This is a genomic window from Natronolimnohabitans sp. A-GB9, assembly GCF_030848565.1.
Lineage (GTDB): Archaea > Halobacteriota > Halobacteria > Halobacteriales > Natrialbaceae > Natronolimnohabitans.
In genome coordinates this window covers 189,557-209,037 of record NZ_JAVDDV010000006.1, presented here as the reverse complement: position 1 = coordinate 209,037, position 19,481 = coordinate 189,557, and the positions used below count along the sequence as shown (strand labels likewise).

Here is a 19,481-nt window from a genome sequence, read left to right as displayed (position 1 = left end):
AATGGATAGCAGTTGAGACGGTAGTCTGGTGGGAAACACTCACGAGGAGGTATCGTCTCCAAGGTCGTCGGAGGCGACCCCAAGCGTCGCGATCGAGCGAATGGCTTCCTCGACGGTGATATCGACGTCGTGGACGCGTTCGGCGGGTATGTGGATGACGAATCCGTTGGTCGTCGGGTTCGGGCCCAATGGAATCATGATCGTCACCATCGGGCCATCGTCGAGACGCTCTTCGACGATCGGCGGCGTCTCCGCGGTGAGAAAGCCGAGCATGTACGCGTCACGGTGGGGGAACTCGACGAGCTTGACGTCCTGGAACTGGTCCGTGTCGTCGTCGAGCAACAGTTTGCTGGCCCGGCGAACGCTCTCGTAAATGGCGCTGACGCCGGGAACCGTCTCCATCGTCGCGTGGACCCGCCTCGAGATGTACCGGCCGGGCGTGTACTCGGCCACGATCCCAACCAGCAGGAAAAACCCGAGCAACGACAGCAGCGTCACCGACTGAACGACGGCGGTCGGCGGATCGTTGGGCCAGACGTAGATCGCCCCACGAACGATCGGATCCAAGATTCCGAGGACGAAATCCACGACGACGATCAACACGAGAAGCGTAATCACCAGCGGAATCGTCAGCGCGATCCCGTTGATGAGCCAGCGCTTGAGAAGCGGTCGAATCCCGCCTCGAGAACGTGGCATGGATACTGGGAGATGGTGTGCTTCCGAAGCCCTTCGGCTTGCATGGACCGCCAGCACGGACGGCGTCGACCACCTCGAATCGCCGCGGGCGATCGGCAAAACGAGAGCGCGTCACTACTCGTCCATACATTTATTGGTAGGTAGTCACGATACTGTCATGGTTCATGCCAACCTGCAGCAACTGTGGCGGGTACGTGACGCGTGACTTCGTTCGCGTCTTCGGTGTCGACGGCGCGGTCAACGGCTGTCCGGACTGCTCGACGTACCGCGAACTTCAGAACGGAACCGGGGTCGAACGCTCGGAGGAACGATCCGATCGAAATCTACAATACCAGACCTGATACGCGCTCCGCTACCGACGTTCCGGTTCGATCGCAGGCAGTCACGACTGTGTCGGCACTGACGACAGCAGCTGCGGGGCGCGCATCGCCGATCCGCACAGATCGTCTGTAAACGTCGGAGTCACACGGGCCGCTGTCCGTCAAAGTGGTACGAAAGCGATCGACGGAAAGCGTCGAGAGTGTCCGAGTTATGATAATAGGGCCGGCCGGATTCGAACCACGCCGAGAGCCTCTGGCCTAGCGCAGATCCGAATCTTTCCGACGGCTGCCGCTTGCGAGTTTGTTCGCGACAGTAATATGGGATCGCCCGGATTTGAACCGGGGTCACGGGCACCCAAGGCCCGGAGTATACCAAGCTAACCCACGATCCCGTACTCACTCCTACTGGGTGCAACTCTTAAAACGTTTCGTTACGGACCGAACGGTTTTGTCGGTCGGTGTGAAACCGCCGGGATACATGACAGGCATCGAGATCCTGCTGTTGGTCCTCGTTCTCGTGGGCGTGCTGATCGCTGCCACCCTCGTCCGGGCGCTTACCCCCTTCATCGTCAACGCGATCGCCGGCCTTCTGGTGTTGTTTCTGGGCCATGCCGTGTTCGGCCTCTCGATCGCGATCACACCCGTCGTGCTCCTGATCGTCGCCCTCGGCGGTATCCTCGGCGCGATCGCGGTCATCGTGCTCGCGGTGCTCGGGATCGCTTTCGTCCCGTGAACTACTGCGGGACGACAGGAGACCGTATGAACATCGAGACGATGTGTTCTTCGTAACGCGACGGATCGAACGAGAAGTACGCACAAGCGTCGATGCTCGAGAGCCGCCCCAGGGGGTGTACGAACCGGACGACCGTCTCATACGGTTTACTGTACGTCATTGCCGGCGTAACCGCGACCCGGGCGGCGGTTACGCCGGGAAATCGGTACAGCAATCCGTATCACAGATCCGCGTCACGCAGTTCGATATCGGCGACGAGTTCGTAGGGATGGGCGTCCTTTCGGATGCCGTCGACGAGGGCAAACGCCTCGCCGGGCTCTAGGAAGTGCTGGGTTACGACCTGTCCCAGTGGGGTTGGTTCGAAGCCGTCGATAAAGTCGTACTCGAGGAGTTTGCCGATGGCGTGTTTCGTCGGGACGTCGCCGAGCATCCGGTCGTTGAGCGCCTTGGCGGCTTTCCCGCCGACCGTAACGTTCGCGAGGGTCTCCTCGACGGCGGCGCCCTCGTCGTAGTGGGTCATCACCGACTCCATTTCGCCTTTGAGCAGTTTGAACGCGACCTCGTCTTCGGTCATCTCCATCGAGTTGTGGTAGGCACAGTCGGGTTCGACGAGGACGTACACCTTGCCTTTGTCGTGGTAGTCAGGCCGGCCCGCGCGGCCGAGCATCTGGTGGAACTCCTGGACGGAGAGCCACTCGATCCCCATCGCCAGCGAGTCGAAGACGACCTGGGAGGCGGGGAAGTCGACCCCTGCTGCCAGCGCGGCGGTCGTCACGACGGCCGACAGTTCCTGCTCGCCGAACTGGCGTTCGACCTGTTTCCGGCGTTTGTAGTCTAAGCCGGCGTGATACGGGGCCGCGGAGTAATCCAGTTTCCGACTGATCTCGTGACACCGCCTGCGGGAGTTCGTGAAGATGATCGTCTGCCCGCGATACCCCTTCGAGGACTCGGTGTCGAACTCGCGTTTGACGAGTTTGTTCTCGATGCGGACTTTCTCCTGGCCGTCGGCGAACGTGACGTGGCGTTCGATGGGGACCGGTCGCTCCTCGAACTCGATCAGTTTCGACTCGAGAGCCTGGGCCAACTGCTCGGGGTTGCCGACGGTCGCGGAGAGGTAGATCCACTGGGCACCTCCATAGTCGTCGCGTCGTTTCGCGCGCTGCTCGCAGGTGTATTTCAGCCGCGAGATGAGGCCGTCGAGTCGGTGGCCACGCTCCTCTTCTTTGAGCGTGTGGACCTCGTCGATGACGACGGTCCCGATGTCGCCCATATCCTTGCCCGTCCGCAACGCGTGGTCGATCCCCTCGTAGGTACCGACGATAACGTCTGCGTTGGGGTCGAACTGGTTGCCGTTGTCCGTAATCCGACTCGCACCCACCCGGATCGAGACGTCGACGAGATGACCGTACTCGTCCTGAAAGTCCTCGTACTTCTGGTTTGCCAGCGCGACGAGCGGGACGAGAAAGAGCATCTTCCCGTTCCCGTTTAAGACGCGGTTGATCCCCGTCATCTCGCCGACGAGCGTCTTCCCTGTTGCCGTCGCCGAGACGACCATCTGATCGTCGCCATCGAACAGTCCGTTCTCGACTGCCAGACTCTGGACCGGCAACAGCGTCTCGAACCGGTCCTCGAGCAGTCCCTGCAAGCCGGGATGCAGATTCAACGAGTCCACCCGAACGGGATCGACCTCGTCGGTCGTCGCCGAGATGGTATCGAACTTCGTCAGATCGGGGTCGAGTTGGCCCTGGAGGAGGTTGACGATCCGTTCTAAGTCCTGAACCTCGAGCATGAGCTCCTCGAGGCGTTCTTTTGCCGCGCCGGTCACCTGGCCGCTGCCGGAGTAGGTAAGCTGGCGCTCGAGTTCTTGGCGGGCACAGTCCTGACAGATCCAGTCTTCGTCGTCCTTGACAGCAGTCTCGGTCGTGATCGGCGAATAGCGACCCGCCGAGGCACAGTAGCGACAGGTCCGGACGGCCTTGGCCTTCTCGTCGAGCTGGTAGCCCGCGAACATCTCCGTAAGTTCGCGTCGCTTTTCGGGTGCGGTCTGCTCGGAGATGCGGATCCGTTTGGCACGACGAGCGAGTTCGACGAACTCGTCGGGCTGGCGAGGCTCTTCACTCGAGCCGTCTTTCAGTCGGAACTTCGACGGGCGCGGGCCCGCGGAGGTCTCCGAGAGCCCGAGCTTCGCCCGGAACAGCCGTTTGCCGTCACGCTCGACGACGACGAGGTAGTCGTCGCCGGTCCCGTGACAAAAGATCGTCTCGACCTGCTGGACCTGCTTCGACACGAACACAGATAGCAGCGTGGCGTACTTGAGCGATTCGGACTTCGTTTACTGTGGGGTAACGTGCATCTATACGCTCGGCTCGAAGTCGCTGTCGCAACCGGCTATCGGTACTACAGCAACTCGAGTAGGGGAACGAGAGCAAACCAGGTGATGTAGCTCAGCGAGGCGACCATCAGGCCGTCGATCCGCTGGGGACCGTTTGCACCCACGAGCCGGTCGCGAACTAACCAACCGAGACCGAGCGCGTGGAAGATACTCAGGACGATCGCGGGTCCATAGGCGTTGGATACGACGTCCAACAACACCCAGCAGATTCCCGTCACGGCGGCTAGCACTGCGGTAGCCATCGCAAACCGCGCGGCGGTGTCGACGCCGAATCGGACGGCGATCGTCCGCTTGCCGGCGTTTCGATCGGCCGCGACGTCGGGAACGCCCGCCAGCGTGATCGACGGGACCACGGCAAGCAGGAACGGAAGCCCGAGCAGCCACGGCTCCGGCGTCTGCCACGAGCCGCCGGCGGCAACGAAGCCGACCAGGATGGCGCCAATGCTGTGTGTCCAGGCGACGGTCAGCTCCCCGAGCGTCCGATACGACAGTTTCAGCGGCGGGATCGTGTAGGCGAGCCAGGCCATCGGGTAAAACTGGAGTCTGAGCGCGCCCAGCCACGCCGTCACCTTGTGTGTGACCCGCTGCCGGGTCGACTCCGGTCCGGTCTCGAGGCGTCGGCCGAGATCTCGAACGTCCGCGAGCCACTCTTGGCGTCGCTCGAACGACGAGTCTTCGATCGGACCCAGCGTCGTCACGTTCGTCGTCCGCACGCCAACGTACCCCAACGTCCCGCGTTTGACGGCGTTGGTGCCAGGCTGGCGGTAGATCCAGCGGTAGACCCACGGCGGCATGTCCATCGTGACGATCAGTTCGGCCGTCTTGCCGTCTAACAATCCCTCGTGGCCCGCGCCCTCACCCTCCTCGTACTCGACGAAGGCGAAACCGGGTTCGAACACCCGGTCGAAAAAGCCCTTGAGCACGGCGGGCATCGTCGCCCACCAGTTCGGGTAGACGAACACGAGGTGATCGGCCCACTCGATGTCCGCCTGTGCCGCCTGCAGATCGGACTCGAGTGGCTGGTCGCTCGGACAGGCGGTGTGGACGTCGGGATCGAACTCGCAGTCGCCGACCGCGAGTTCGCGGACGTCGACGCCGGTCTCGCGAGCCCCGTCGGCGTAGGCCGCTGCCAGCGCCCCGCAGTAGCTGTCCGTTCGCGGATGGCCCAGGATGACCAGGACGTTCACGCTGTCGGCCGGCTCGACGATCGACGGGAAATAGCTGGTCCGTGGCTGCGGTCACTGAAACGGTCGGTCAGTCCGCAATCCGGCGCGTTCGTACTGACGGCTGTCCGTCTCAGTCGACCAGTTCGATCTCGTCGTCACCGTTGGGGACCGCACAGAGGAACGCGCCCGGCTCGTCGCCCTCGTTTCGATACCAGTGAACCGTTCCCGCGGGAATCAGCAGGGAATCACCCGACTCGACCTCGTACTCCTCGTCCTCGATGCCGACCGTATACTCGCCCTCGAGGACGTACTGCTCGTGTTCGACCGCGTTTGTGTGTTCGGGCACCTCGGCGCCGGGCTCGAGAGTGAACCGCCGGATGGCGAAGTTCGGCGCGCCGTGGTCGTCGCTGATGAGGACGCCTTTCTCGAGGCCGTCGGCAGCGTCGACGGCTTCGTACTCGATCTCGTCGCTCGATCGGATCAGTGGCCGTGGTTCGGTCTCGCTCATACCCTCGAGTCGGTGCCGAGTCCTCAAAACGGTCCGGGTCCGTGGGTCGGTTACAGGGCACGCCGCAGTCGGGCGAAGAGATACAACGACAGTAGCACTGCCGCTCAGGAGTCGTAAAATACTGCAATCAAGTGCCGATACCGCTGTGAATTCGCCTTACAGGCGCTCGACGTTCGTCGCGCGCGGGCCCTTGGGGGCCTGCTCGATGTCGAACTCGAGCTCCTGTCCTTCCTCGAGGTCCGGGCCGCCGATGTCTTCCATGTGGAAGAAGACGTCCTCGTCCGCGTCCTCAGTCTCGATGAAACCGTAACCGCCAGTGTCGTTGAAGAAATCAACGGTGCCTTGCGCCATTGCCTCTAAAGAGAGGCGCGCGTTACGTATAAAACCTGCGACTCGTTTCAGATGCCGATATGTGGGTTCAGACGGTCCATGACGGTCGTTTCTTCGAACGAACGGGGTCAGCGGTCCGCTCGGTCCTCGAGGCGGTAGACCGAGATCGAGACGAAGTAGACGAGCATGAATAGAAAGAAGCCGACGACGAGACCACCGAGTTCGACCACGCCGACGCCGCCCGGAGTGGCTAAAGCGAGCACCGCGATCGCGCCGAGAAACACCGCGATCGTGAACAGGCCGATCGCGTAGTAAAACCCCGTGTCGGACTCGAGTACGTCCCGCATGCGCGTGCCTTTTGCTGCAAGTGACAAAACGGTACCGGGTGGCGACGCGATGCGATTCGGAAGGCGTCTCTCGACCGTCGTACGGTCTGCTGTCGATCCGTATCAGTAGAGCAGGCTGTCGGTCGCCGTCTCGTACTCCTCGGGGATCAGGTCGGCGATCGCGTCGGGGTCGGTCTCGCCGTTGACGTTGACCAGATACGTCCGGCCGTGTTCGTTGCCATAGATTCCCTGGAAGTCATAGACGAAGCCGTAGACGTCGACGTCCTCCGGGACGTCGTCGGACTCACGGAGGAACCGTGCCTGGCGGTCGACGTTGTACTCGACGAGTTGGTTAATCACTGTCTCTTCGTCGGCGTCGGCGTCGACGAGGTCGCTTTCGAGAGCCTCCTCGACGACGGGAACGAGCATCTCGACCCACTTGTCGACGCCCTGCGGACCGGGGAGCTCACTGCCGGTTGCGACCTGGTAGGCGGCGGTGACTGCCCCACAGCCGGTGTGACCGACGACGGCCGCGACGTCGGTACCGGCGTGGTGGATCGGGTAGAGCATACCGCCGTCGACGATCTGCTCGCCCTCGTCGTCGTCCCAGACCTGGTTGCCGATATTACTTGGCGTAAACACCGTACCCGGGTCGTCGACGCCCCACATCCGCTCCTGTGGAACGCGGGAGTCCGAACAGCAGACTGTGACGACGTCGGGATGCTGGCCGGCCTGTACGTCCGCGAAGTAGTCCTCGGGGAGCCCGTCGACGTGGCGTTCGTTGCCCGCGAGCAGCGTCTCGAGCGTGTCGTGGTCGGCGCTCATACGCCGACGTACAGCAACTATCGTTAAAAGTAATTCCGATATTGGAAGTTTCCCGACCGGCGCGACACTGATCGTCTCGCGTGTTCGTGGGCCGATCGGATCACGGACGCCGTCTGACCACAATTGAACGAACGCGCTCGCGTCGCCGTCTGCGGCCAGATCGCGCTGTACAATGCAACCGAGACGCCGACCGGGCCGCGAAAGCTCGAGAAACTCATCGAAACACGCGCGACAGTCGAGGGGTTCCTCGTCGTCGATTACGAGAGTCAGTGGGGCGAGGCGCTCGAGCGCCTCTCGCGGTTCATCCGAGAAGGGAAGCTGCAGTATCGCGAGCACGTCGTCGAGGGCTTCGAGAACGTACCTGACGCGTTCCTCAGGCTGTTCGAGGGAGAAAATATCGGCAAGCAGCTGGTAAAAGTCGACGACTACGAGGCATAGGGGAAAAGCAAAGGGCGGGAGACGGCCGTAGATCCTACAGCCGGGTTCGAATCGATTTAGTCGGTCAACCCGTAGCCGATCTTGAACAGGTAGACGTCGATCGCGATGACGACGGCAGTCAGCAGCGAGAGGATCGCGAGTGAGGCATACGGTGCGAACTCGGCGTAGCCCGCCGGTGCGACGTGGTGCATATCAGAGTAGCCGAGCAGGCCGTACCGGACGCTGTCGACCATGTAGACCATCGGGTTGAGCAGCGAGACGTACTGCCAGATCGTGTCCAGCATCGTCAGCGAGTAGAAGACGGCCCCGAAGAACACGAGCGGGCGCAGGATGAACTGGTTCATCACCGTCAGATCGTCGAAGTCTCGAGCGACGAGTCCGCCGATGATCCCGAAGCCAGCAAAGAGCGCGGCGATGACGACCATCGTGGCGACGAGGAAGAGACCGTTCTCGACACTGATCGGAACGAACAGCCGGCCGACGATGGCGACGATCACACCGACGATCAGGCCGCGGACGGCGCTGGCGCCGACGTAGGCGACGACCATTTCGGCGTACGACAGCGGCGAGGTCAGCGTCTCGTGGATGTACTCGTTCCACCGTCCGTGGAAGATCGAAAAGGAGGCGTTCTCGAAGGCATTCGAGATCGTTCCCAGCACTACGAGTCCGGGGATCAGAAAGAGGATGTAGCCGATCCCTTCGACGGGTTCGTCGATCCGACCGCCCAAGATGACGCCGAAGACGGCGAAGTAGAGCACGTTCGTGATCGCCGGCGGCATGAACGTGTTCTTGGGCCGTCGGACGAACCGCAACACTTCGCGCCGAAACAGCGCACGGAAACCGACCGAGAGCATCAGGCGACCCCCTCCTGTTCGGTCTCGACGGCGCCATCGTCGGCCCCCGTGTCTGTGTCCGTGTCCGTCCCCTCGTCGGCGCTCGAGGCCGACGAGCGGGTCACCGTTCGATCCTCGCTTCTGGTCATGTCGACGAAGATCTCCTCGAGCGAGGTTCGCGAGATCTCGAGATCGGCGATCTCGTACCCCCTCGCCTCGAGGTCGTTGAGCAGTCGCGGCGCGGTCGAACCGCCGTCGTCGACGCGTACCTCGAGGGTGTCGCCGGCCGTCGACACCTCGTGTGCGTACGCGTCGAGGTCAGTCTCGAGGTCGGCGGCGACTGACGTGGAGACAGACGACTCCAGACGCACCGAGATCGTATCGGTCCCGCGTTCTTTCAGTTCGTCGGGCGTCGCGACGGTGACCTTTCGGCCCTCGTTCATGATCGCGACCCGGTCACAGAGCCGTTCGGCCTCCTCGATGTAGTGTGTCGTGAGGAGGATCGTCGTCCCCTCGTCGTTGAGTTCGGTGACGAGTTCCCAGAGGTCGTGGCGAAGCTGGACGTCGACTCCTGCTGTTGGTTCGTCCAGGATCAGCAGGTCGGGGTCGGTGACGAGCGCCCGCGCGAGCAGGAGCCGGCGTTTCATCCCGCCGGAGAGCCAGTCGAAGCGCTCGTTGCGCTTGTCGTAGATACCGACGCGTTTGAGAACCTCGTCGGCCCGTTTTTCGGCCTCTGCCTCTGGAACACCGTGATAGCCGGCCTTGTGCTGGAGGACCTCTTTGATGGGGAAGAATCGGTCGACGTTGAACTCCTGTGGGGCGAGCCCGATCGCGTCACGAGCCTCCTGGTACTCGCTTTCGACGTCGTGGCCGAAGACTCGCGCCTCGCCGCCGGTCTTGCGGACGAGGCCGACCAACGTGTTGATAAACGTCGTCTTGCCCGCACCGTTGGGACCGAGCAGGCCGAAGAACTCGCCCTCTTCGACGGTCAACGACAGTTCCTGCAGGGCGCGCAAGTCGCCGTACTCCTTCACGAGATCGACGGTCTCGATGGCCGGTGGCATCGGCCGGGAGTCAGCCCCGGCCGCGGTTAACGATGTCGGAGTCGGAACCGACCCGACGAGCGATGCCGTTCGAACGTGTCTCGGACAGGGCTGTTGTCCGTCACTCCGTCACCCCATCTGTCGCGTCGGCTGTGGCTGTTCGGTCAGCGTCACCGAGCCGCCGCTTTGCTGGACGATATCGAGGGCCGTCATCAGGTCCGTTCGTGAGATCAGTCCCACGAGGTCGCCGTTCTCGACGACGAGCAGTCGTCCGATGCCGTTTTGCTGCATTCGTTCGATCGCGGCCATCGCATCGGAGTCGGGTTCGATCGTCTCGAGGTCGGTCGTCATCACCTCTTCGACCGTGTAAGCGTCGCGCTCGACAGGATCGATCTCTCGGGCGTCCTCTAAGGTAACCAATCCGACGAGTCGCTCGTCGCCGAAGCCGTCGCGTTCGATGACCGGATACCCCGTGTGGCGCTCGGAGAACATCCGCTGGATCAGCTTTGAGACAGTCGCGTCGGGCTCGATAGTGTGGAGATCGCCGGCCGGCGTCATGATGTCGCTGACGGTAACATCCTGGAAGGCGGCCTTCATCGTCACCTGCTGGGCCTCACTCGAGGCGGCAATGTAGACGAAGAAGGCGACGGCGATGAGAATGATGTTGAGTCCGATCAGTCCGAACAGCCCCATGAAGAGTGCAAACATCTTCCCGATGCTGGCGGCCTGCTGGGTCGCTTTCGCGTACGGCTGATTGCGCGCGAGCAGCGCACGCAGGATCCGACCACCGTCCATCGGGAACGCCGGGATCATGTTGAAAATCGCGAGTGCGACGTTCAGGATTGCGAGATAGCCGAGAACGAAGCGAGTCCCGTTGAACGCCTCCGGGGTGACGACGAAGAGGGCGTAGGATACCACACCGACGAGAACGGAGACGATCGGGCCGGCGATGGCGATGTTCAGTTCCTGTTTCCAGTCCTCGGGCATCTCCGTGAGCGCGGCGATGCCCCCGAGCAGCCACAGGGTGATCGAGTCGATCGGGAACCCGTAGCGTTGGGCCGTCAGCGAGTGACCCAGTTCGTGGAGGACGACGCCGACGAACAGTCCGATCGCGGCGGCCAATCCAACGAGATAGGGGATCCACCATTCGGCGGTGAGTGCGTCGACGTCGATTCCGGCGGCCATCGTCACGTTGAGGATCTCGATGACCGGCTCGATCTGCGCCCCGATGATATACGCAAACACCGGGAGGATCAACAAGAACGTGAGGTCGAGTTTGATCGGAATCCCGAACAGGGACCCGATACGGAAACTCTTCATCATGCCTCATGGTAGCCGTGGGAGAACCTTAAACACGCCGACGAAACCACCGCCAACGCCCGCCGTGGGGGTGGTCTCGTATACTGTCGGACAGCAGTCAGTGACCCGTCGGTCGCGAACTCGCGGCCGTCACCCTGAGTGGTCTGCATCACTTCTGCATCTTGGCTACGTCGGGACGCTATTCGAATCCGGGGACTCGAGCCACCACGTCCGAACCGAGTATGCAAACCGATCCCCGATCACTCCGGGACGGCCGCAGTCCCGCGACCGATCGTCGAATAGTGCTGTCCAACAGTATCAATCGGCGTCACCGTAGACCGGTCCGGCTCTACCGGAAAATCAGTACAGGGGATCGTCTTCGAAGTATCGGTCACGTCGTCATCGAAACCGGAACCGGTGTTAATACACATTATACGCCTCTCGAGTGGCTAAACCATCACAATCATCACTGAAGATTAGCAGTCCCGAATCGGACTGTGTTCGACCTGAACTCGACTCCGTCCGATCGCCTTGACGAATCACATCAACTCGGATATGGTTTTGAATTCGGATGCGTTTGCCCCGTATCGTATCGATACGCCGAAATCGTCGCTGTCGATGCGATCGACATCGATCGTGAGACGCTGACTCTAGAGATATAATGCCATGGGTATACACTAGCTAATATACATTCACTCCACCATAGATTTATACGGCAGATCGTCGATTATGTTAGTACAATGATGGAACAGACCCAGACAGACACCGCGATCCGTCAACTCCCAACCGAAATCAACTCCCCACAGGGGAAACTCGTCTACCTGTGTCTCGAGGCGACCGGTGGCGCCACGGCCGAAGAACTCGGTGATCTCCTGGCGCTGAAGAAGATCACGATCCTGAGCATCTGCACCTCACTCTCGAGCCAGGACCTGGTCGAGTCCGACGATGGAACGTACGTTCTGAGCAACTGAATCGCTCGTTTTCGCAGTCAGCGCGCCGTCGCCGGTAACCGCCGAGTTGTCGTCTCATCGTCCAATTCTGTGAATGTCGTCTCGAGTAGCGACGACTGTGATCCGAAGACACACCGACGCCGTGCCCACCGACTCGAGGGCGTGCTTCGAAGGCTTTATCCGCACGGTAGGCCTGCGTTTTCGTAAGTAATCACAACCATGTCCGACAAACCTGCCTCAATGTACCGGGAGATCAGTAAGCCGGCCTACACGCGACGCGAATACATCACCGGCATCCCGGGTTCGAAGATCGCACAGCACAAGATGGGCGACCTCAGCGCCGATCCCGAAGACTACCCCATCCAGATCAGCCTCGTCACCGAGGAAGAGGTCCAGATCCGCCACGGATCGCTCGAGGCCTCCCGGCTGTCGGCAAACCGTCACATGCTGAAAAACGCCGGCGAGGGCAACTACAAGATGATCCTCCGGAAGTTCCCCCACCACGTCATCCGTGAGAACAAGCAGGCGACGGGTGCGGGTGCAGACCGTGTCTCCGACGGGATGCGCCAGGCCTTCGGGAAGATCGTCGGCACCGCGGCCCGTATCGACGCCGGCGAACGTATCTTCACGATCTGGTGTGACGTCGACGACGCCGACCACGCCAAGGAAGCGCTCCGTCGCTCCTACAACAAGATCTCGCCGCCGTGCCGTGTCGTCGTCGAGAAGGGCGAAGAGAAGCTGATCGCGTAAAACACACTGTTTCTACGCTCTCGTTCGAGAGAGCGTCGCTCTCTCGTACTCGAGAATCGAAACAAAGCGAAAGCGAGGGTCCGCCCGGTTTCGGTCTGGACCACGCTCAGCCTGCTCTCTCCCCAGCGGTGCATGCAGTTACACGATCGCTCGAGAGCGATGCTACGTACCACCTTTTTACCGATCTACACTCGAGTCTCCAGTATGATCGATCTCGCGGTCGCAAACGACACACAGACGTTCCAGCGAATGCGCGAGCCGCTGGCCGAGCGCGGCGTCCGTGTCCATCACGTGCCCGCAAGCGAGCGTGTCGTCCCCCTCGGATCGGACGCCCCGTGGGATGGCGACGAGTATGACGTCGGCTTCGTCTACCCCGGCCGGCTCATGGAAGGTGGGGTCGCCGACGCCGTCCTCGATATTCCGTGGCTCAACGACCACGAGACGGTGCTCACCTCGCGGAACAAAGCCGAGGTGCTGGCGCGACTCGAGCGGGCCGATCTGCCGGTCCCGAAGTCCGTATACGTCTCGAACGAGGTCTCGGAAGACGAGTTGGCTGCCGTCTTCGACCGGTTCGAGCCGCCGGTCGTAATCAAGCCGAACTCGACGACCCGCGGCGTTGGCGTCGCGAAAGCCCACGACGTCGACTCCTTTCTCGGGATCTGTGATTATCTCTCGCTGGTCCACGACTACCGGGCGACCGGCGACCGATCGTTTCTCGTCCAGGAGTATCTCCCGAACGCGACCGATTACCGGGTGATGGTCCTCGAAGGCGAGTACGTCGGCGCGGTCGAGCGCCGGCTACCCGACGAAGCGGTCCGAGAGGGTCAGTGGAAACACAACGTTCACCGCGGTGCGGAGGCGACCGGGGTCGAACTCCCCTCGGAGTGGCGCCGCCTGGCCGAGCGGGTCGCCGGCGAACTCGAGATTCCGTTCGTCGGTGTCGACCTCCTCGAGACGGACGACGGCGTCGTCGTCAACGAGACCAACGCCCGGCCGACGATCGACCAGGCGACGAAGTACGAACCCGACTTCTACGATCGACTGGTAGACGCGATTCACGCCCGACACCAGTAACCGGTTCGAACGGGTTCGTCTCTCGAGACAGAAAGGGGCCCGTCGAGTCGAAACCACTGCCGAAAAACGGAGGCGATACGTCGACCGCGACGGCTACGTTACTCGAGGCTGATACCCGAGGACTGCTCTGCGGGCTCGAAGACGACCTCGAGGACGCCGTTGTTGTAGGTCGCGGAAGCGGTGTGTTCGTTGACGCGCTGGGGCAGGGAGACGCGTTCGTCGTACTGACGGTGGTCGCTCGAGGCGGAGATCGTCAGGGTCTTGCCGTCACATTCGAGTTCGATGTTGTCCTTCTCGACGCCCGGGAGGTCGGCGACGACGCGGACCTCGTCGTCGGTCTCGTGGATGTCGACGTGAGTGTCCATCCCGAAGCCGTTATCGACGTCGCTCGAGGCGGAGAAGTCGACGTTCGCGTCTGCCCCGTTCATCATCTCGTTCATCATTCGCTCGATTTCGCGGAACAGGTCGTCGAAGGGTTCGTCGCGGTCGTCTCGGCGCATGCGAGGAGATAGTGGGTGGCGAGCCAAAAACTTTCTGTCGTCACTAGTTGTTCCCGGCGGTCGAAATCGAAGAAAGAGGGGTCACCGATCGTGACCGTTCAGTCGCCTCGTTACAGCCCGACGCCCATCGTCTCGTTCGTCGTCTCGATGCTCTCTTCGGCGTCGGCCTCGCCGAGCACCGCCCGGATCGCGTCGATGTTCTCCGGCACGACGTCGGACTCCTGGTGGATTCCCTGGAAGAGATAGAGGTCGCGACCGACCGTCGAGATCGACTCCTCCCAGATGCAGTTCTCCCAGATGTCGCCCCGCGGGCGGCCGGCGTCCATCGCGTACTCTTTGAGTTTGCCGCTGCCGTCGATCGACATCCGTTCGGGGATCATGAACAGACGCGACTCGTCGGCGAACAGGTCGCGAACCTCGGCGGCATCGACCTCCTCCTCGAGCGTGACGTTCAGGCTGTGCATGTGCATCAGCGTCGCGGGCACCTTCATCCCGAGCGTGTCGATGTCCAGATCGTCGAAGATCGTCTCGACGTCGGGACCGTGGTGGGAGGGGATGGTGACCGGGTTCGGCAGGATGTCGTTGATCGGTCCGCGGGAGGTCTGGCCGGGGTCACCGCCACGACGAACGAGCGTCGCACGGACCTTTTCGACGCCGTAGGCCTCACGAAGCGGCGCGATGACCCGCGAGAGTCCGGTCGTGTTACAGGAGACGACACGGACGTGATCGGCGCCAGTCGCGTCTTCGAAGTTCGAACGCGCGTTGAAACTGACGTCGACGAGGTCGGCGTCCTCACCGCCCTGGTAGAGCGCCGGCGTGTCGTACTCCTCGTACATCGACTTGTTCTCCGCGCCGATGCCGGAGGGCGTGGCGTCGACGACGATGTCGGCCTCGTCGACGAGGTCTTCGACCGGACCAGCGATCTCGAGGCCGGCCTCCTCGAACTGGTCTGCGCGCTCTTCGATCGCAGCGTAGAGCGGGAACCCCTTGTCGAGGGCCGTTTCGGCTTCGAAGTTGGGACGGGTCTTGGCGACACCGAGGACCTCCATATCCGGTTGCTGTCGAACGGCGTCCGCGACGCGTTTGCCGATCGTACCGTAGCCGTTGATCGCGACCTGAATCATTCTGTTCGGGACTCTACTACCGAGGGGGATAACCGTTTCGAGGCTTTTCGATCGATTTTAACTCAGAGGAGAGTTTTACGCGGATTTCCGCATCGATCTATACGTCGATCGTGGGCCGAATCGACCGTCATCGTCGGCGGTTCGCCACACGGCACCCGGTCTCCGGACACGAAGCCGACTCGAGGTCGACGTTTATCAGTCATCGAGCACGAGACGCGGCATGGTCGACGTGGACGCGACGTGTGAGAGACACGATACCACGACGCTCGTCCGGGGGCTCGTCACGAACACGCAGTCGACACCACAACGGGTTCGGCTTCGGAGTCGTCTCGAGGGACCGACCCTGGCGCCAAAACAGGAGGCCCGCGAGTGGGACGGTGACGTCTGGACGGGGATCGTCCGTCCCGGTCGCACCCGCGGTATCGGGTTCGCCAGTCCGGCTCCGCCAGTCGACACACCGGTCGCGGTCGTCGACACCCGGCGAGCCGACGACGAATCGCTCGACCGACTGGAGGTCGGTACCGACCTCGAGACGTGGAAACCGACGGCCGAGGTCGTCTGGTCTGGGCGATGATCGTCGCGGTAACCGGGGGCAAGGGCGGCGTCGGCAAGTCGACGACGGCACTGAATCTGGGCGCTGAACTCGAGGCGGTCGTCGTCGACGGCGATCTCACGGCCGCGGATCTCCCGCCCGGGAGGGGTCCCGACCTCCACGACGTGCTTGCCGGCCGCGCCGAACCGACGGCTGCCGTCGAACGGATCGGGACGGTTCGCTATCTTCCGTGTGGACGAACCCTAGCCGGCGCTCGCGCGTCGGCACTTTCCGAACTGAGCCGCGTCGTCGACCGCCTCGAGCGGGAGTACGACCGGATCGTGATCGACTGTCCCGCCGGTCTTGCAGGAGACGTCGGAGCCGTTCTCGAGACGGCCCGGCAGGCGGTCCTCGTCACGACGCCGGACGAGGCCGCACTCGTCGACGCCGTCCGGACGTCTCGCGTCGCAGCCGATCTGGAGACACCGATCGCGTCGGTCGTCCTCAATCGGGCCGACCACGCAGACCACGAGGAACTCGCGAGTCGTATCGAAAGGCGGTTCGGAACCTCGGCGACCGTCGTCGGCGAGTGCTCGGCCGTCGACGAGGCCCAGTCACGGTGGCGATCCGTCGGCGAAATCGCACCGGACTCACCGGCTGTCGAGTCGTTTGCCGCAGTCGCTCGAGCGGTCAGTCACTCGAATCGGGCTCGAGGGCACACTGATCGGACTGGCGAGACGACTGCTCGTTCGTCTCGGGAACGGTAACTGCGTCCGACGCGCCGTCGAAGGCGAGTTCGATCGTTTCCGAAAACCCACAGTTAGCGCGGTGTTTCGGCACCGAAAGGTAGTGTTCGACGGCCGCTCCAGTCTCGGGAACGACCGTCTCGAGGTCGAGGACGACGTCCGCGAAGTGGGTCGTAAGCGGGCGATTCGACGGCGGGGAATCGCGGTTTGGACAGTAGAGAAACGCGACGCTTCCGGTCGCGACGATCCGGTCTTCGAGCGCGTCGACGAACCCGGCGTAGTCGTCTTCGTCACAGCGTTCGAGCGTCGTCATCGCGTCGACGACCAGCGTCGCGCCGTCGGGGAGTTTCTCGAGCATCGTCCGTAGCTGCGCGAGCGGGTCCGTTCGATTGAGGCGTCTGACTGTCGGGGCGCCGGTCGGAAGCGTCGACGACTCGAGTGCGCGCTCGACGTTCCGTGCCGACCGGCGGGTCGTAACGTAGAGCGTCCCGCGTGGTGCAGTCGCCTGATACAGGAGCTGTTCGGCCTGGCTGGCCGGGTCGGCCGTCAGCGCGACGACGGTTCCCGGCGAGACGCCGCCGAGTCGACGGTCGAGGGCGTCGATCCCGGTGGCCAGCAGTTCGTCGGCCGACCCCGGTAGCGTCCGAGCCGTCGCGTTTCTTCGACGAAGCGTCCGGACGACCTCGTCGGCGGCGTCCCGGACGTCCGCGTTCGACAGCGGCGCGTCGGCGTCGGGGAGTCGGCCGAGGACCGGGACGTCGAGCCACGAACGGACGTCGTCGGGGACGGCCCCACACTGCGTGACGACGGTACCGAGGATCGGCGTTCCGAGACGCGTGGCCATCTCGATGGTCGTCTCGGCGCCCTCGAGACTTCGCTCGTCGTCGGTCGTCACGACGATCACCGCATCGGCGACCGAGATCGGGTCGACGGCATCGGGACCTGCACCCGACGGGCAGTCGAGTATCACCTGTGTCGAGTCCAGGTCGAACGTCTCGATGGCCGACGCCACGTCGACCCGTTCGTCGGCGGTCGGTGCCGGCAACACGTCGACGTTCGTCGACTCCGGCTTCCGTTGGGCGACTCGGCGGACGTCGTCGTCGGTGACTGCCGCAAGCGTCGGTCGGCGATCGATCCCGGCCCTGACGTGGAGGTTCGGCAGCTGTCGGTCGGCATCGACTGCGATGACGGGTGTCCCAGTACGGCCGAACGCCTCGGCGAGTGCGAGTGTCGTCGTCGTTTTGCCACAGCCACCTTTCACACCGGCGATTGCGATCATGGCTCGAGTGAGCCTCGGCTTTCCATTTGAACGTGGGCACGGGAATCACGAGCACGTCAAGTCCAGCACTCGAGTGGCGATCGACGGGAGAAGCGGGGGCATCGCGTCAGCGAGGGTGTGCCGGCGGGGCCGGATTCGAACGTGCGGTCGCGACGCCATCACGAGACGGCAAGCGACCGACGACCGGTCTCGATCGAGCGTGGAGGAATCGCCGAACGAGACGCAGTGTTCGCTACGTCGCCCATCCCGATATACGCGGCGGAAGGTGAAAGGACGGCTTTAGCTTACGACACCGCGCTCACAGCCCTCTCGAGTCGATCGAGAGAGACGTGAGTGAGGTCGAAACGGTTTTGGATGCTGACACGGTAGCTCCGCCCATGCTCGGCCTCCTCCCCGACGACCCCATCATCATCGCGATCGTGGTGATCCTCCTCGCGCTGATCTTCTTTACGTACCTGTTGATTCGGCGAACGGTCCTCGAGTTCCGCGACGGAATGCGCTAGTTCGCCACCGCAGACGTCCCGAAGGCGGCATCGATGGCGTCGATCGCCCGTTCGACGTCGTCCCGCGAGACGTCGCGATGGGTACAGAACCGAACGGTCGTCGGACCGAACGCCGTAGCGAGTACGCCACTCTCACGGAGTTTCTCGAGGACGGCGTCTGCCTCTAGACCAGTGTCTTCGACGTCGACGAGGACGATATTGGTCTCCGGGTCCTGCACGTCGAACTCTGGGATAGTCGCCAGTCCATCGGCGAGCGCTCGGGCGTTCTCGTGATCGACCTCGAGATCGGAGACGTTCTCGAGCGCACACAGGCCCGGTCCAGCGACGATTCCAGCCTGTCGCATGCCGCCACCGAGCAGTTTTCGGGTGCGACGAGCCCGCTCGACGAACGCTTCGGTTCCAGCAAGCACCGACCCGACCGGTGCACCCAGCCCCTTCGAGAGACAGCACATCACCGAGTCGACGGAAGCTGTGAGCTCGGTAACGGGCACGTCGAGCGCCGTCGCGGCGTTGAACAGCCTCGCTCCGTCGAGGTGGACCGGAACGTCCCGCTCGTGGGCCGCGTCGGCGGCCGCGGCGATCGTCTCGGGTTCGATGGCTAACCCGCCACGGACGTTGTGCGTGTTCTCGAGACAGAGCAATCCGGTGCCGGGCCGGTGGAGGTCCGCAGTCACGACCGCGTCGGCGACCTGTTCCGGCGTCGGGACGCCGCGGTCGGCGTCGATCGGCCGGGCCTGGAGGGACGAAAGCTGTGCGAGCCCGCCGAGTTCGGACCGCACGATGTGGCTCTGCCGATCCGCGAGCACTTCCTGTCCTCGATCGGCGTGAACACGTGCTGCGATCTGGTTTCCCATCGTTCCGCTCGGGACGTACAGCGCGGCCTCCATCCCGACGACGCCGGTAACGCGGGCCTCGAGTTCGTTGACTGTCGGGTCCTCGCCGTAGACGTCGTCGCCGACGTCGGCCGTCGCAGCAGCTTCGCGCATCGTCTCGTCGGGCATCGTCACCGTATCCGAACGCAGGTCGATCATGGCTCGAGTGTGTGAGATACGAGATGAAATAGCCGACGACCGCCGTCGGTTTGGTGACCTGGACACCGGCGGTCGTTTGGATT

22 protein-coding genes, 1 tRNA gene and 1 pseudogene are annotated in these 19,481 nt (G+C 62.9%); 9 read left to right on the top strand and 15 right to left on the bottom strand.

Going from position 1 to position 19,481, the window contains the following annotated elements:
- Nucleotides 1–39: 39 nt before the first annotated feature.
- Nucleotides 40–696 carry a DUF502 domain-containing protein gene (locus RBH26_RS10575; protein WP_306758221.1) on the bottom strand — a complete coding sequence of 219 codons (657 nt, stop codon included), beginning with the start codon at nucleotides 694–696 and terminating at the stop codon, nucleotides 40–42.
- 164 nt (nucleotides 697–860) lie between these two features.
- On the opposite strand from RBH26_RS10575, the gene RBH26_RS10570 reads away from it, so the two are divergent.
- On the top strand, nucleotides 861–1,037 hold the full coding sequence (locus RBH26_RS10570) for a hypothetical protein (protein ID WP_306758219.1): 177 nt from the start codon (nucleotides 861–863) through the stop codon (nucleotides 1,035–1,037).
- Nucleotides 1,038–1,335: 298 nt separating this feature from the next.
- On the opposite strand, the gene RBH26_RS10565 is transcribed toward RBH26_RS10570, so the two are convergent.
- Nucleotides 1,336–1,408 (bottom strand) — tRNA-Pro (locus RBH26_RS10565).
- 86 nt (nucleotides 1,409–1,494) lie between these two features.
- Between RBH26_RS10565 and RBH26_RS10560 the strand changes: the two genes are divergently transcribed.
- Nucleotides 1,495–1,749, top strand: a complete 255-nt coding sequence (locus RBH26_RS10560) for a hypothetical protein (protein WP_306758218.1) — start codon at nucleotides 1,495–1,497, stop codon at nucleotides 1,747–1,749.
- Nucleotides 1,750–1,969: 220 nt separating this feature from the next.
- On the opposite strand, the gene RBH26_RS10555 is transcribed toward RBH26_RS10560, so the two are convergent.
- The 6 genes from RBH26_RS10555 to RBH26_RS10530 form a co-directional block, all read right to left on the bottom strand.
- On the bottom strand, nucleotides 1,970–4,036 hold the full coding sequence (locus RBH26_RS10555; RefSeq protein WP_306758217.1) for a DEAD/DEAH box helicase: 2,067 nt from the start codon (nucleotides 4,034–4,036) through the stop codon (nucleotides 1,970–1,972).
- Between the two features lie 110 nt (nucleotides 4,037–4,146).
- Nucleotides 4,147–5,328, bottom strand: a complete 1,182-nt coding sequence (locus RBH26_RS10550) for an NAD(P)H-dependent oxidoreductase (RefSeq protein WP_306758216.1) — start codon at nucleotides 5,326–5,328, stop codon at nucleotides 4,147–4,149.
- Between the two features lie 109 nt (nucleotides 5,329–5,437).
- Complete coding sequence (locus RBH26_RS10545) at nucleotides 5,438–5,815, bottom strand: cupin domain-containing protein (RefSeq protein ID WP_306758215.1); 378 nt, start codon at nucleotides 5,813–5,815, stop codon at nucleotides 5,438–5,440.
- Nucleotides 5,816–5,971: 156 nt separating this feature from the next.
- Nucleotides 5,972–6,166 (bottom strand): cold-shock protein, encoded by a 195-nt coding sequence (locus tag RBH26_RS10540; protein ID WP_007141040.1) that lies wholly within the window; start codon nucleotides 6,164–6,166, stop codon nucleotides 5,972–5,974.
- Nucleotides 6,167–6,273: 107 nt separating this feature from the next.
- On the bottom strand, nucleotides 6,274–6,492 hold the full coding sequence (locus RBH26_RS10535; protein ID WP_306758214.1) for a hypothetical protein: 219 nt from the start codon (nucleotides 6,490–6,492) through the stop codon (nucleotides 6,274–6,276).
- Between the two features lie 102 nt (nucleotides 6,493–6,594).
- Nucleotides 6,595–7,296 carry a carbonic anhydrase gene (locus RBH26_RS10530; protein ID WP_306758213.1) on the bottom strand — a complete coding sequence of 234 codons (702 nt, stop codon included), beginning with the start codon at nucleotides 7,294–7,296 and terminating at the stop codon, nucleotides 6,595–6,597.
- 82 nt (nucleotides 7,297–7,378) lie between these two features.
- Between RBH26_RS10530 and RBH26_RS10525 the strand changes: the two are divergent.
- Nucleotides 7,379–7,734: pseudogene (locus tag RBH26_RS10525) on the top strand (NADP-dependent oxidoreductase); the annotation flags it as partial.
- Nucleotides 7,735–7,790: 56 nt separating this feature from the next.
- On the opposite strand, the gene RBH26_RS10520 reads toward RBH26_RS10525, so the two are convergent.
- The 3 genes from RBH26_RS10520 to RBH26_RS10510 form a co-directional block, all read right to left on the bottom strand.
- Nucleotides 7,791–8,588 (bottom strand): ABC transporter permease, encoded by a 798-nt coding sequence (locus RBH26_RS10520; RefSeq protein WP_306758212.1) that lies wholly within the window; start codon nucleotides 8,586–8,588, stop codon nucleotides 7,791–7,793.
- On the bottom strand, nucleotides 8,588–9,631 hold the full coding sequence (locus tag RBH26_RS10515) for an ABC transporter ATP-binding protein (RefSeq protein WP_306758211.1): 1,044 nt from the start codon (nucleotides 9,629–9,631) through the stop codon (nucleotides 8,588–8,590). The genes RBH26_RS10520 and RBH26_RS10515 overlap by 1 nt, the downstream gene beginning before the upstream one ends.
- Before the next feature lie 108 nt (nucleotides 9,632–9,739).
- Nucleotides 9,740–10,933, bottom strand: coding sequence for a CBS domain-containing protein (locus RBH26_RS10510; protein ID WP_306758210.1), 1,194 nt, complete (start codon nucleotides 10,931–10,933; stop codon nucleotides 9,740–9,742).
- 716 nt (nucleotides 10,934–11,649) lie between these two features.
- Between RBH26_RS10510 and RBH26_RS10505 the strand changes: the two genes are divergently transcribed.
- The 3 genes from RBH26_RS10505 to RBH26_RS10495 all read left to right on the top strand — a co-directional run bounded on the left by RBH26_RS10505 (nucleotide 11,650) and on the right by RBH26_RS10495 (nucleotide 13,683).
- Complete coding sequence (locus RBH26_RS10505) at nucleotides 11,650–11,880, top strand: MarR family transcriptional regulator (protein ID WP_306758209.1); 231 nt, start codon at nucleotides 11,650–11,652, stop codon at nucleotides 11,878–11,880.
- Nucleotides 11,881–12,078: 198 nt separating this feature from the next.
- A complete protein-coding gene (locus RBH26_RS10500; protein ID WP_306758208.1) occupies nucleotides 12,079–12,609 on the top strand; it encodes a 50S ribosomal protein L16 in 531 nt (176 codons plus the stop codon).
- Between the two features lie 204 nt (nucleotides 12,610–12,813).
- Entirely contained in the window at nucleotides 12,814–13,683 is an 870-nt protein-coding gene (locus tag RBH26_RS10495) for a RimK family alpha-L-glutamate ligase (RefSeq protein ID WP_306758207.1), read from the top strand.
- Between the two features lie 98 nt (nucleotides 13,684–13,781).
- Here RBH26_RS10495 and RBH26_RS10490 read toward each other — a convergent pair whose 3' ends face one another.
- Both RBH26_RS10490 and RBH26_RS10485 read right to left on the bottom strand, forming a co-directional pair.
- The gene (locus tag RBH26_RS10490; RefSeq protein ID WP_306758206.1) at nucleotides 13,782–14,183 is read right to left on the bottom strand and encodes an Hsp20/alpha crystallin family protein; all 402 of its coding nucleotides are present in this window, start codon (nucleotides 14,181–14,183) and stop codon (nucleotides 13,782–13,784) included.
- Between the two features lie 110 nt (nucleotides 14,184–14,293).
- Complete coding sequence (locus RBH26_RS10485; protein WP_306758205.1) at nucleotides 14,294–15,307, bottom strand: type II glyceraldehyde-3-phosphate dehydrogenase; 1,014 nt, start codon at nucleotides 15,305–15,307, stop codon at nucleotides 14,294–14,296.
- A gap of 220 nt (nucleotides 15,308–15,527) precedes the next feature.
- Between RBH26_RS10485 and RBH26_RS10480 the strand changes: the two genes are divergently transcribed.
- On the top strand, nucleotides 15,528–15,881 hold the full coding sequence (locus RBH26_RS10480; protein ID WP_306758204.1) for a hypothetical protein: 354 nt from the start codon (nucleotides 15,528–15,530) through the stop codon (nucleotides 15,879–15,881).
- Complete coding sequence (locus RBH26_RS10475; RefSeq protein WP_306758203.1) at nucleotides 15,878–16,606, top strand: P-loop NTPase; 729 nt, start codon at nucleotides 15,878–15,880, stop codon at nucleotides 16,604–16,606. Before RBH26_RS10480 ends, RBH26_RS10475 begins: the two co-directional genes overlap by 4 nt.
- Here RBH26_RS10475 and RBH26_RS10470 read toward each other — a convergent pair.
- Nucleotides 16,530–17,864, bottom strand: a complete 1,335-nt coding sequence (locus RBH26_RS10470) for an AAA family ATPase (protein WP_306758202.1) — start codon at nucleotides 17,862–17,864, stop codon at nucleotides 16,530–16,532. The genes RBH26_RS10475 and RBH26_RS10470 overlap by 77 nt on opposite strands.
- Before the next feature lie 377 nt (nucleotides 17,865–18,241).
- On the opposite strand from RBH26_RS10470, the gene RBH26_RS10465 reads away from it, so the two are divergent.
- Entirely contained in the window at nucleotides 18,242–18,367 is a 126-nt protein-coding gene (locus RBH26_RS10465; RefSeq protein ID WP_306758200.1) for a hypothetical protein, read from the top strand.
- Here the strand turns inward: RBH26_RS10465 and RBH26_RS10460 are convergent.
- Nucleotides 18,364–19,398: a GntG family PLP-dependent aldolase gene (locus tag RBH26_RS10460; protein WP_306758199.1), complete on the bottom strand. Its 1,035-nt coding sequence runs from the start codon at nucleotides 19,396–19,398 to the stop codon at nucleotides 18,364–18,366. The two genes, RBH26_RS10465 and RBH26_RS10460, sit on opposite strands and share 4 nt — an antisense overlap.
- Between the last annotated feature and the right edge of the window lie 83 nt (nucleotides 19,399–19,481).